The organism is Paraburkholderia sp. RL17-381-BIF-C, assembly GCF_046026435.1.
Taxonomy (GTDB): domain Bacteria; phylum Pseudomonadota; class Gammaproteobacteria; order Burkholderiales; family Burkholderiaceae; genus Paraburkholderia.
The window spans coordinates 1-12,748 of sequence record NZ_JARESX010000056.1 but is presented as its reverse complement, the minus strand read 5'-3'; the positions used below and the strand labels follow the sequence as shown (position 1 = coordinate 12,748).

The following is a 12,748-nucleotide window of genomic DNA, read 5'->3' as shown; positions in this document are numbered from 1 at the left end:
GCGCTCGGGAACGAATTAGTTGTTTTCGGGTCTGTCTGCTGTCTTGAAGCGTTAGTAAAACCGTTTTTGGGGAATCCATACAGCATGAGTTTGATGACCAAGCTAGGCCTGCGGACACTTGTAGCGTCGTGCCTGATCGCCGTCGGTGGCGCCGCCAACGCACAACTCAACGTCCTCGTCACGGGCGTCGGGTCCACCCAGTTTCCGATCGCAACGGCGAATTTCGCCAATGAAGCGAACTCGCCGCAGCAGGTCAGCACGATCGTGCGTCAGGATCTGCAGCGCAGCGGCAAATTCACTAACATCGACGCGGGCTCCACCCCGGTCGCCGAAACGGATTCCGTCGACCTCGGCAGCTGGAAGGCCAAGGGCGCCAACGCGTTCGTGTCGGGCAGCGTGAACCGCCTGCCGAACGGTCAATATGAAGTGCGCTTCAAGCTATACGACACCGTCAAGGGCGAAAGCCTCGGCGGCCTCGTGCTGGTGAGCCCGGAAAGCGGCTTGCGCATGAGCGCGCACAAGGTTGCGGACTACATCTACGCGAAGCTCATGGGCGGCCGCGGCGTGTTCGCCACGCGCCTGTCGTACGTCATCAAGACGGGCGGCCGTTATCAGTTGCAGATCTCCGATTCGGACGGCCAGGACGCGCACATCGCGCTGTCGAGCCCCGAGCCGATCATCTCGCCGGCATGGTCGCCTGACGGCACCAAGGTCGCTTACGTTTCGTTCGAAAAGAAAAAGCCGATCGTCTACATTCACGATCTGCCCACGGGCCGCCGCATCGTGGTGTCGGACCAGAAGGGCAATAACAGTGCGCCGGCGTGGTCGCCGGACGGGCGTACGCTGGCGGTCGCGCTCTCGCGCACCGGCAACACGCAGATTTTCGCCGTCAATGCAGACGGCAGCGGCCTGCGCCGTCTCACGCAAGGCAGCTCGATCGACACCGAACCGTGCTTCTCGCCTGACGGCCAGTCGATCTATTTCACCAGCGACCGTGGCGGCCAGCCGCAGATCTACAAGATGTCGGCCCAAGGCGAAAACGCCGGCGCCGCACAGCGCGTCACGTTCACGGGCAGCTACAACACCAGCCCGCGCGTGAGCCCGGACGGCAAACAGCTCGCTTATATCTCGCGCGTCGGCGGCGGCTTCAAGCTTTATATCCAGGACCTGCAAGGCAACACCGCCACAGGCCTGACGGACACGACACATGACGAATCGCCGAGCTTCGCGGCGAACGGTCAGTACATTCTTTACGCCACACAGGTGAACGGCCGTGGCGTGTTGGCCGCAGTATCGACCGACGGTCGCACTCGGCAGGTCCTGTCCGTTCAGGGTGGCAGCGTCCGCGAGCCGTCCTGGGGCCCGTTTATGCAATAACGTTTATGCAATAACACAAGGAGAGTAACCAAATGATGTCAAAACTTCGCTTCGCTTTTGCTGTATTGATGGTCGGTGCGCTGGCCGCATGTCACTCGGGCGTCAAGCTCGACGAAAACGCTAACAAGGGTGGCACGTCCTCGGCACAGCCGAACCCGAACGATGTCGCGACGGTCAACGTCGACCCGCTGAACGATCCGAATAGCCCGCTCGCCAAGCGCAGCATCTACTTCGACTTCGACAGCTACTCGGTGAAGGACGACTACCAATCGCTGCTGCAACAACACGCGCAATACCTGAAGAGCCATCCGCAACGCCACGTGCTGATCCAGGGCAACACCGACGAACGCGGCACCAGCGAGTACAACCTGGCACTCGGCCAGAAGCGTGCTGAAGCTGTGCGCCGTTCGCTGTCGCTGATGGGCGTGACGGACTCGCAAATGGAAGCCGTGAGCCTCGGCAAGGAAAAGCCGCAAGCTACGGGTCATGACGAATCGTCGTGGGCACAAAACCGCCGCGCCGACCTCGTATACCAACAGTAAGTAACGGGTGATGAGCCGAATGACGCATCGTTTCTCCTGGCTGCGGTTTGCCGCAGCGGCCTGCGTCGCAGGCACGGCCTTCACGGCTGTGCCCGCGCATGCGGGCATCTTCGACGACGATCAGGCCCGTCAGGCCATTCTCGATCTGCGCTCGAAGACCGATAGCCTGTCGAGTCAGTTGTCGGCCGCGCAACGCACGATCCTCGATCAGTCCAATCGTCTCGACCAGCTCAATCAGCAGGTCGCGACGTTGCGTGGACAGAACGAGGACATGGGCAATCAGCTCGTCACGCTGCAAAAGCAGCAAAAGGACTACTACACCGATCTGGATACGCGCCTGAAGAAATTCGAGCCGCAGCAGCAAACGGTGGACGGCGTCCAGGGCGAGGTGCAGCCGGGTGAGACCGAGTCGTTCAACGCGGCTTCGCAGCAATTCCGCAACGGCGACTTCAAGAATGCGGCGGCGTCGTTCCGCACCTTCATCTCCAAGTTTCCGAACAGCCCTTACCAGCCGACCGCGCAGTACTGGCTGGGCAACGCGTTGTATGCGTTGCGCGACTACAAGGGCTCGACGGCGACCTGGCAAGGTGTGGTGCAGAAATATCCGCAGCATCCGCGTGCGCCTGAAGCATTGTTGGCGATTGCGAACAATCAGCTCGAGCAGGGTCAGAAGGCCGCGGCCAAGAAGACGCTGGAGCAGATCGTCGCGCAGTACGGCGGCTCGGACGTCGCGCAATCGGCCCAGAGCAAGCTCTCGCAGATCAAATAGCTGGCAGTAACGCGCAGTGTCCGAAGTCATAGCCACGCGCGCCTCTCGCTGAAAAGCCCGGGTAGTGATACCTGGGCTTTTCACTATCTGAAGTGGTGATTGCTTACGTAGGCTCGATGGGTTGACAGCTCACCGGGGCTATCGCTATAATTTCGCTCTCTTTTGGGTCGTTAGCTCAGCTGGTAGAGCAGCGGACTTTTAATCCGTTGGTCACAGGTTCGAATCCCGTACGGCCTACCAAAAGATTCAAGGGCTTGCACGCGTCAGCGTGCGAGCCCTTTTCTTTTTGCGGCACGGTTTCTTTACGCTATGCGTCCCCGCGTTGCGCCGCGGTCGGCATTTAGGGTTTCCGCACCGCCCCCCTTCTGCCCCTCCCCCGTCTTTCCGACCATCACTTCCGGTCTCAGCCCCATGACGCGAAACCCGCCGCGCCCCGGCCTGTGATGACCAGTCACTTACACTGCCCGTCAATCCACACAACTACCCTCGCGCCAATTTATATCACAATCACATATAATCTCACCCACCGCAGCCCCGCTGCCCATCCACTGAAACCCTCGCGCCAGCCCACAAACCTCACCCAACGCAACCGACCTTGCCCCGCCCTACCCTCAACCGCTGGCTCGCCCGCCTCGCACCGCCGCCCGTCGCTCTCGCGTGGAGGGAGCGTTTGCGTTCGTGCGTCGGTGCATTGATAGGCATTGCGTTCACCGCCGCCATCACGCATCTGCTGCTGGGTTCGGGCGGCAATATCCCGTTGCTGGTGGCGCCCATGGGCGCATCGGCCGTGCTGCTGTTCGCGGTGCCGGCGAGTCCGCTTGCGCAACCGTGGTCCATCATCGGCGGCAACCTTGTTTCGGCGACTGTCGGCGTTGCCTGTGCAAGCTGGATCGGCGATCCGCTGCACGCGGCTCCCGTCGCCGTCGCCGCCGCGATCTGCGCCATGTTCGTGCTGCGCTGCGTGCATCCGCCATCCGGAGCGGTCGCGCTCACGGCCGTGCTGGGCGGACCGGCCGTGCATGCGCTCGGCTACCGCTTCGTGCTCGAGCCGATCGCGCTTCAGTCCGCGGCGCTCCTCGGCGCCGCAATCGTGTATCACGCGATCACTGGCCACCGTTATCCCCATTCGGCACGGCCAGGCGCTAGCAAATCAGATCCGGACGCTCAGCCGCGGCCCGGCTTCACGCGTGCGGATCTCGACGCCGTGCTCAGGCGGCAAAGCGAACTGCTCGACATCGCACCTGACGATCTGGAATCCCTGCTGCGCGCCTTGCAGTTGCAAACCTACGCGCGCAGCTTCGACGAGATCACCTGCGCGAACATCATGTCGCGCAACGTGATCGCCGTGTCGGCGCAGACGCGCGCAACGACTGCGTGGAGCATCCTGCAACGTCACGGCATCAAGGCGCTGCCGGTCACGAACGAAGAGCGGCACGTGATCGGTATCGTCACGCGGGCCGATCTTGGCAGCGGCCGGCAAACGGGCGTTTTCACACGGCTTCGACACCGGTTGTTCGGCCGGCGCCGCGCGAAAGAACCGACCGTCGGCACGCTGATGACAACTCCCGTCCGCACGGTCGACACCACCACGCCCATCGCGGACCTGGTGCCGCTATTCGCTGACTTTGGACACCACCACATTCCAGTGCTGGACAGCCAGACAAGAGAACTCGCGGGGATGGTGACTCAGGCAAATCTGATCTCCGGTTTATACCGCCAGCCTCGCATGCCACAGCAAGCGTCGCAGCGCGCGGCCTGACAGCCCGTCTCGACTTGCGCCATCGTCACGCCCAAATACATCACGTTGTGATATAAATGGCATTTCCCGATAAAGCCACGCTTCAATGAAAACCCCACGCCGCGAACTGGAAAAGTCCGATTTCGAGCAGTTGTCCGAGTTCCGCTATCAAATGCGCAGATTCGAACGCTTCTCCGAACAGGCCGCCCAAACCGAAGGCATCACGCCTTTGCAATATCTGCTGCTTCTACACATCAAAGGCTATCCGCAGCGGGACTGGGCGACCATCGGCGAATTGGCCGAACGGCTGCAAGCCCAGCATCACGGTGTCGTGGCACTGGTATCGCGATGCGAAGCGCTCGGCCTCGTCAAACGCAAGGTCAGCGAGACCGATCGCCGCCAGGTGGAAGTCCACCTGCAAAAGCCCGGCGAAAAGACCCTGGCCAAACTGGCCGCGCTGCACCGTGCCGAATTGAAGTCGCTCGAAGGCGCGTTCAACGTGCCGCAAATCGATCTTTAGTCCGCGGCACGCCGCTCACTGCCCACTCACCTCAATCTCGCCCCGATCATGACAGCCGACACCCACAAGCGCGACTTCGCCGAAAACCGCCGCCTGCCCGGCATCGCCTTGCTGGCGGCGTGCATCGGCGTGATCAGTACGGCGGCGGCTTTCGTACTGCTGAATCTGATCCACCTGTTCACGAACCTGTTTTTCTTCGGCACGCTTTCCTTCGCGGATCGATCGCCAGCGCACAACACGTTAGGCATCTGGGTCGTGCTGGTGCCGGTGGCGGGCGGCCTGATCGTCGGCCTGATGGCGCGCTACGGCTCGGAGAAGATTCGCGGCCACGGCATTCCGGAAGCCATCGAAGCGATCCTGTTCGGCAAGAGCCGTATGTCGCCGAAGGTGGCGATCCTCAAGCCGCTGTCATCCGGCATCGTGATCGGCAGCGGCGGGCCGTTCGGCGCGGAAGGTCCCATCATCATGACGGGCGGCGCTTTGGGTTCGTTGATCGCGCAGTGCGTGCGCGTGAGCGCGGCGGAGCGTAAAACGCTGCTGGTCGCCGGCGCCGCAGCCGGCATGACCGCGGTGTTCGGCACGCCGGTCGCGGCAGTGCTGCTCGCGGTCGAGTTGCTGTTGTTCGAATGGCGGCCACGCAGTTTCTTGCCGGTCGCACTCGCCTGCGCGGTGGCAGGCTTCGCGCGCGGCGCACTGTTCGGCGCGGGGCCGCTGTTTCCGCTCGAAACGGCGCCGCCCGGCGCGTTGTCGCTGTTCACCTGCGTGATCGCCGGCTTACTGTCAGGCGCGCTGGCAACGGGCCTCTCCGCCGCGCTCTACAAGACCGAAGATCTGTTCGGCAAACTCAATATCCATTGGATGTGGTGGCCCGCGCTCGGCGGACTCGTCGTCGGAATTGGCGGCTTTATCGAGCCGCGCGCGCTGGGTGTCGGCTACGACGTCATCGGCGACCTGCTGCATCTGCATCTGGCGCTTCAGGTTGCGCTCGCGCTACTGCTCGTGAAGGCCGTCATGTGGGTCGTCGCGCTCGGCTCGGGCACCTCGGGCGGGGTGCTTGCGCCGCTGCTGATGCTGGGCGCCGGTCTCGGCGTAGTGTTGAGCCATCTGATGCCGGGCAACGACCCGGCGCTGTGGCCGCTCGTGTGCATGGCAGCCACGCTCGGCGCGACCTTGGGCGCTCCGCTCACCGCAATCGTGTTCGCGTTCGGCCTGACCCATGACAGCAACGCGCTATTGCCGCTACTCGCCGCCACGCTGGTCGCGCACGGCTTTGCCACAGTCGTGATGCGCCGCTCGATCATGACGGAAAAAATCGCGCGTCGTGGATATCACATCTACCGCGAATATGGTGTCGATCCGTTGGAGCGCCACTACGTCGACGAGGTCATGACGCGTGACGTCGAAACGATCGACGCACACGCGACTATCGACGAAACGCTTGCACGACACTTCGGCCCGGCGCAAAAGCATCGAGCCTATCCGGTGATTCGGGACGGCGCGGTTACTGGGGTTATCGACCGCGCGACCCTTGAGCGCATGAGTGCCGCTCGCGACATCAAGCACGCCGCGGCAACGCTGCTTGAACTGATGGGAACGCACACACCCGTGGTCGCATTGCCGGGCGAAACCTGCCGCCTCGTCGCAACACGGCTCGCCGTTCACGGTCTGGAGCGCATGCCCGTCGTGGACGACGTCAACACGCGGCGACTCATCGGCATCGTATCGCGCAGCGATCTGGTGAAACCGTCGCTTGCCCACTTCGAAGAAGAGCATAAGAAGGAGCGCTTCCGGCGTCTGGGTACGCGTGCCGCGAAGCGACGCCTTTCGCCGCTTCGCTGAGCCGGTTAGCGTGGCTTGCGAAGCGCGTGTCGATCGAGAGAGACTGCAATGAGGCGAGGCAATGTCTAACTACGCGGGAACACGTGATCAAAGGATATTTCCGACAGCCTTTGCCGCCATTTCGCGCGACTCCACCGGCATTTTCCGTAGCCAATTTCTCGACTCAGCCAGGAAACAACGGACTCCGAACCTGAACATTTATTGAGACATAAAGACGTGCAATGATCGCCGCCGGTCCAGCAAGACACGCTGTGACTCTGCGTAAGCAGACGCTTTGGCAACACCGCAGCCCCGCGCTTTCATTCCACCCATATGACCAATTTTCTGTTCGATCTCCTCTCGAACCTGGCTCTGCTGGCTTTCGTGCTGGCCGCCTGTCATCTGTGCAACCGCCGCATACCTGGCGCGTCGCTCGATGGTTCACACATTTTCGGCGCGTTGGCGTGTGTCGCGTTCCTGCTCGATGCCGCGCTGACCTTCCTGGTGTTCGCCGACTCGCAGAGCCGCTATGGCCACCTCAGCACATCGATAGCGTTCTTCGAGCGCGCCTGCGCATACTGGCTCGCGATCATCGTCGCGCTCGCCTGGCGCCATGTGGCACACCGCTCGCACTTCGCGAAAGTCAGTACAGGCGCACCCCTTGTCATTCAAACGTCGCCGTATTCGAAATCGCATCTGCCGATGTAGCGCGCACCAATCACAATCGCTGCGAACGCGTCCGCCAAAGCGGCCGACTTCTCCCGCCAGACAAGCCCGGACGAGCCATCAGGGAACTGGAACGGTCCTTGCGGATGCGCGCGCCGTCGCCTATAACTTCCGAACACCGAGTGTTACCGTTTGCGCCCGTCGCCGGGCATTTGCCGCTGTATTGCACCACCGCTGTTCAATCAGTCGAAGGCAACTTACCCAACGAGGAACATCTTGGATCTCGAAACCGTTCGCGTCTTCATCATGACCCGGGGCATCGACCTCGGCACCAAGGTCGTCGGGGCGATCGTCCTGTGGATCGTCGGCCGTTGGCTCATCGGCCTGATCATTGGCCTGCTGCGCAAGGTGCTGGCGCGCAATGGACGGGTCGATCCCACGCTGGCGCATTATCTCGGCTCGATTCTCGGCGCACTGCTGAATCTGCTGCTGATCCTCGCGATCCTTCAGGTATTCGGTGTACAGACCACTTCGTTCGCCGCGCTGCTCGCCGGCCTCGGCCTTGCGATTGGCACCGCTTGGGGCGGCCTGCTTGCCCACTTCGCCGCGGGCGTATTCATGCAGGTGCTGCGGCCGTTCAAGGTCGGCGATTTCGTCACCGCGGGCGGCGTGACCGGCACGGTCTCGGAGTTGGGTCTGTTCGGCACCACCATCGTGACGCCGGACAATGTGACGACTATCGTCGGCAATAACAAGATATTTTCCGACACGATCTCGAACTACAGCCTCTTGCCCGTGCGCCGCGTCGAGCTGACAGCGAAGATCGCCAATGGCGTCGATCCGACGGATGCGATGAACCGGCTGAAGGCGGCTGTCACGCAAATTCCGAACGTGGCCGAGAGTCCCGCGCCGGACATCGAAGTGCTGGGCTTCACGCCGGAAGGCCCCCTGCTCTGCGTGCGGCCCTACACGCACAATGAGAGCTATTGGCAGGTCTACTTCGACACCAACCGCGCGATCATCCAGACGTTCAAGGAAGCCGGCTACCCGACGCCGGAAACGCCACTGGCGCCGCGTGCAGTGAGCTGAGTGTTGCCGCGCGACGAGAATCGCCACCGGCTGACACGGCGCAATTAATCGCATTGCCAATTGTTAATTGTCAATTCCGTGCGATTCAGAAAGACCAAACAAAAACGGCGTCGCGAGATTCGCGACGCCGTTTTTTATCGGGCTAGCCCTGCGGCAAAACCTCAGCGGCTTCCCGCATTCGATGCGTTCTTGCGCATCATCTTCCACAACGCGCCGAGCACGACCGGTACAACCGCAGCACCGATACCCACCAGCACGATCACATTCAGATACTGACGGATAAACGGAATGTTGCCGAAAAAATAACCGAGCAACGTCAACAGCAATACCCAGAAAAAAGCGCCGGCAAAATTGAACAACTGAAAACGGCTCACCGTCATTTCAGATGCACCCGCAACGAACGGCGCGAAGGTGCGCACCACCGGAATGAAACGCGCCAGCACGATAGTCTTGCCGCCATGCTTCTCGTAGAAGTTGTGCGTCTTTTGCAGCGCGCTGCGATCGAGAAAGCGCTCGAGAAAAGGAATGTGCGAATTGAACACCCGCGGCCCAATGGCCCGCCCGATCATGTAGTTGACGGTATTGCCGCTGATGGCCGCTACGAGCAGCAACACGATCAGCAAGCCAATGTTCATTTCTCCCGTCGCACAGAAAGCCCCGCCGATGAACAGCAGCGAATCGCCCGGCAGAAACGGCAGAATCACGAGCCCGGTTTCGCAGAACACGATCAGAAACAGCACCGCGTAGACCCAGGCGCCGTACACGTGAATAAAGTCTCCGAGGAACTTGTCGATGTGCAAGACAAGGTTGACGAAATGTAGCAACGTGTCCAAAGAGAATCCTTTATTAAGCGAATGTGACGGTGGCGGAAATGGCCGTATGAGCAGACCAGCTGGCGATGGCGGCAAACGCTCACTCGCCGCGGCAAATTGACCGCGTCATGATACAGAAAGTGCCCGGCGGCGATTAAAAATCTCCCGCGCTTCGGTGCGCTCGAGCGCACCGCGAGCCTGCCGCGCCGAATCGCTATAATTTCGCCATGTCCGAATTCTCCGAAACGCCTGCCGGCCTCGACGCCGCGACCGCGGTTTCCGCCGCCGCGCCCGCACCACGCCCGTTGCGCGCGATCCAGCCCCTTCCCGATCAGCTGATCAGTCAGATTGCCGCCGGCGAAGTGGTCGAGCGACCGGCGTCGGTCGTCAAGGAACTGCTGGAAAACGCGCTCGACGCGGGCGCGCAGTCGCTGCGCATTCTGCTCGACGAAGGCGGCGTGAAGCGCATCTCGATCACCGACGACGGCTGCGGCATCCCCGAGAACGAACTCGCTCTTGCGTTGATGCGCCACGCGACCAGCAAAATCCGCTCGCTTGCCGAACTGGAAGCCGTCGCGACGCTGGGGTTCCGCGGCGAGGCGCTGGCCTCGATCGCATCTGTCGCGCAGATGACCATCACGAGCCGCACGGCCGACGCGTCGCACGCGGTGCGCGTGGATGCGCAAACCGGCGTGCTGAGCCCCGCGGCGGGCACGCAAGGCACCACGATCGAAGTCCGCGAGTTGTACTTCAACACGCCAGCGCGCCGCAAATTTCTGAAAAGCGAGCAGACCGAACTCGGTCATTGCCTCGAACAGATCCGCCGCGCGGCGCTGGCACGGCCGGATGTCGCGATTTCGGTGCTGCATAACGGCAAGGCCGTCGAACACTGGAACGCCAGCGAGCCGCCCGTGCGGGTCGCGAAGATTCTCGGCGACACGTTTGCCACGGCGCATCTGCCGCTCGACGAATCCGCCGGCCCGCTGGCGGTCTACGGTTGCGCAGGCCTGCCGACCGCGAGCCGCGGGCGCGCCGATCAGCAGTACTTCTTCGTCAATGGCCGCTTTGTGCGCGACAAGCTACTCACGCACGCCGTTCGCGCCGCCTATGAAGACGTGCTGCACGGCGAGCGCTATCCGTCCTATGTGCTGTTTCTCGATCTGCCGCCTGAAGCGGTCGATGTGAACGTGCATCCGTCGAAAATCGAAGTACGGTTTCGCGATTCGCGCTCGATCCACCAGTTCGTGTTCCACGCCGTGCAGCGCGCATTGGCGCGGCACGCGGGCGCGTCGCCGGAAACGACAGCGGGCGGGCATGCGGCGCATCTGGCGCCATCCGCTGGCGGGCCGGCTTCGTTCGGCGCGACGCCGCTCGGCGGTGCGGGCATCGGCGGAGGCAGCCCCGGTGCGGGTGCAGGCGGCTTCGGTAGCGGTTTCGGTGGTGGATCAAGCGGTACATCAGGCGGCTTCGGATCGTCGCCACAGTCCGGCAATACCTGGATGCGCCAGGCCCGCATGACGCAAGGCACGCTGCCAGTTGCCCAACCGCTCGCGTTCTACGACGCGCTCTTCGGCCGCAAAGACACGCATGCCGGCACAGCGGAAGGCGCCACGCTTTTCGAGGTCCGCGATTCGGCCGGCGATACGCCGTCGCCGTACAACGCGTCTGCGCCCTACTCCACGCCCGCTTTCCACGCCGCCGACGAGCAACCGCTCGGCTTCGCGCTCGGCCAGATCCACGGCATCTACGTGCTGGCGCAGAACGCGCACGGTCTGGTGATCGTCGACATGCACGCCGCGCACGAGCGCATTCTGTACGAGCAGTTCAAAAACGCGTTGGCGGACCGCACGATTGCCGTGCAACCGCTACTGATCCCGCTGTCGATGCAGGCCGACCCGATCGAAATCGGCACCGTGGAAGAAGAGCGCGACACGCTCGACGCACTCGGTTTCGACCTCGCCGTGCTGTCACCGACCACGCTCGCGATCCGCGCCGTGCCGGCGTTGCTAAAAGACGCGGATTTGCAGGCGCTGGCGCGCGCGGTCCTCTCCGACCTGCATGCATTTGGCGGCTCGCGCGTGTTGACCGAACGTCAGCACGAACTGCTCGGCACGCTCGCGTGCCATCACGCGGTGCGTGCGAACCGGCGCCTCACGCTCGATGAAATGAACGCGCTGCTGCGTCAGATGGAGGCGACCGAGCGTGCCGATCAATGCAATCACGGACGTCCTACGTGGTATCAGTTGACGCTGTCCGATCTCGATCGGCTGTTCATGCGTGGTCAGTGACGTGACGCTGCCGCGACACGCGACCGCCTAGCCTATGACTTCACGCACACCTACGACCGTCCCGTGCCTGCTCGGGCCGACCGCGTCCGGCAAGACCGCCGCCGCGCTGGCGCTGGCCGCGCGGCGTCCGGTGGAAATCATCAGTGTCGATTCGGCGCTGGTCTATCGCGAGATGGATATCGGCACCGCCAAGCCAACCGCTGAAGAGCGCGCGGTGGCGCCGCATCATCTGATCGATATCGTCGATCCGACCGACGCCTACTCCGCCGCGCAATTTCGCGCCGACACCTTGCGGCTGACCAGTGAGATCCACGCTCGCGGGCGTTTGCCGGTGCTGGTCGGCGGAACCATGCTGTACTACAAGGCGCTCACCCAGGGGCTCAACGATCTGCCTGCCGCCGACGCCGACCTGCGTGCCACGCTCGATGCCGACGCCGCACGCGAGGGTTGGCCGGCCATGCACGCCCGGCTTGCCGCGATCGATCCCGTGACGGCCGCGCGCCTCGCACCGAACGATTCACAGCGCATTCAGCGGGCGCTGGAAGTTTACATGCTGACCGGGCAGGCCATGTCCGCCTTGCTGGCCGCGCCGGCCCGAGTGGATGACGCCGCCGCCGCATGGCGCTTCGTGCCGATCGCGCTGGAGCCGTCGGATCGTGGTGTGCTGCATGCGCGGATCGAGAAGCGCTTCGATGCGATGCTGGCCAGCGGTTTCGTCGATGAAGTCGTAAAGTTGCGCGAGCGCGGCGACTTATTGCCCGAGATGCCGTCCATGCGTTGCGTGGGCTATCGGCAGGTCTGGGAATATCTGGATGGCGCGGTCGATTATTCGACCATGCGCGACAAGGGGGTCTTCGCAACGCGGCAATTGTGCAAGCGGCAGCTCACATGGCTGCGCAGCATGACGGAACGAGTGGTGGTGGATTGCTGCGATCCACACGCGACAGCGCGGGTGCTTGAGGCGATTGAAGCGTTGATGTGAAGGGTGGCTGTGAAGCGGAGCTGTAAGACGGGGCTGCAAAGCGGGGCTGTGAAGCTGGGCTGTGAAGCGTTGCATCTGAGGCATTGAGCCTTGCAGCGTCGGACCCGCGCGGCGCACTCTCAAAGCGCGCCCCCCCCCCCACCAAGC

The 12,748-nt window shown here is 62.8% G+C and carries 11 protein-coding genes and 1 tRNA gene; 11 read left to right on the top strand and 1 reads right to left on the bottom strand.

Features of this window, described 5'->3' with window-relative positions; all coding sequences use genetic code 11:
• Nucleotides 1-84 precede the first annotated feature (84 nt).
• The 9 genes from tolB to P0D70_RS26965 all read left to right on the top strand — a co-directional run bounded on the left by tolB (nt 85) and on the right by P0D70_RS26965 (nt 8,519).
• Nucleotides 85-1,377 carry a Tol-Pal system beta propeller repeat protein TolB gene (tolB, locus tag P0D70_RS27005; protein ID WP_091796650.1) on the top strand — a complete coding sequence of 431 codons (1,293 nt, stop codon included), beginning with the start codon at nt 85-87 and terminating at the stop codon, nt 1,375-1,377.
• Between the two features lie 32 nt (nt 1,378-1,409).
• Nucleotides 1,410-1,919, top strand: coding sequence for a peptidoglycan-associated lipoprotein Pal (pal, locus tag P0D70_RS27000; protein ID WP_408186710.1), 510 nt, complete (start codon nt 1,410-1,412; stop codon nt 1,917-1,919).
• A gap of 19 nt (nt 1,920-1,938) precedes the next feature.
• Entirely contained in the window at nt 1,939-2,688 is a 750-nt protein-coding gene (ybgF, locus tag P0D70_RS26995) for a tol-pal system protein YbgF (RefSeq protein ID WP_408186731.1), read from the top strand.
• A gap of 164 nt (nt 2,689-2,852) precedes the next feature.
• Nucleotides 2,853-2,928: transfer RNA gene (locus P0D70_RS26990), tRNA-Lys, on the top strand.
• A gap of 355 nt (nt 2,929-3,283) precedes the next feature.
• Nucleotides 3,284-4,447: an HPP family protein gene (locus P0D70_RS26985; RefSeq protein ID WP_408186709.1), complete on the top strand. Its 1,164-nt coding sequence runs from the start codon at nt 3,284-3,286 to the stop codon at nt 4,445-4,447.
• Between the two features lie 85 nt (nt 4,448-4,532).
• Nucleotides 4,533-4,946 (top strand): MarR family winged helix-turn-helix transcriptional regulator, encoded by a 414-nt coding sequence (locus P0D70_RS26980; RefSeq protein WP_091796653.1) that lies wholly within the window; start codon nt 4,533-4,535, stop codon nt 4,944-4,946.
• 48 nt (nt 4,947-4,994) lie between these two features.
• Nucleotides 4,995-6,785 (top strand): chloride channel protein, encoded by a 1,791-nt coding sequence (locus P0D70_RS26975; protein ID WP_408186708.1) that lies wholly within the window; start codon nt 4,995-4,997, stop codon nt 6,783-6,785.
• 312 nt (nt 6,786-7,097) lie between these two features.
• Nucleotides 7,098-7,472 (top strand): hypothetical protein, encoded by a 375-nt coding sequence (locus P0D70_RS26970; RefSeq protein WP_408186707.1) that lies wholly within the window; start codon nt 7,098-7,100, stop codon nt 7,470-7,472.
• 234 nt (nt 7,473-7,706) lie between these two features.
• A complete protein-coding gene (locus P0D70_RS26965) occupies nt 7,707-8,519 on the top strand; it encodes a mechanosensitive ion channel family protein (protein WP_091796656.1) in 813 nt (270 codons plus the stop codon).
• Between the two features lie 161 nt (nt 8,520-8,680).
• Here P0D70_RS26965 and P0D70_RS26960 read toward each other — a convergent pair whose 3' ends face one another.
• Nucleotides 8,681-9,352 carry a DedA family protein gene (locus P0D70_RS26960; RefSeq protein WP_091796657.1) on the bottom strand — a complete coding sequence of 224 codons (672 nt, stop codon included), beginning with the start codon at nt 9,350-9,352 and terminating at the stop codon, nt 8,681-8,683.
• Between the two features lie 206 nt (nt 9,353-9,558).
• On the opposite strand from P0D70_RS26960, the gene mutL reads away from it, so the two are divergent.
• Both mutL and miaA read left to right on the top strand, forming a co-directional pair.
• Nucleotides 9,559-11,619 carry a DNA mismatch repair endonuclease MutL gene (gene mutL, locus P0D70_RS26955; protein ID WP_408186706.1) on the top strand — a complete coding sequence of 687 codons (2,061 nt, stop codon included), beginning with the start codon at nt 9,559-9,561 and terminating at the stop codon, nt 11,617-11,619.
• A gap of 34 nt (nt 11,620-11,653) precedes the next feature.
• On the top strand, nt 11,654-12,601 hold the full coding sequence (gene miaA, locus P0D70_RS26950; RefSeq protein ID WP_091796659.1) for a tRNA (adenosine(37)-N6)-dimethylallyltransferase MiaA: 948 nt from the start codon (nt 11,654-11,656) through the stop codon (nt 12,599-12,601).
• Nucleotides 12,602-12,748 lie beyond the last annotated feature (147 nt).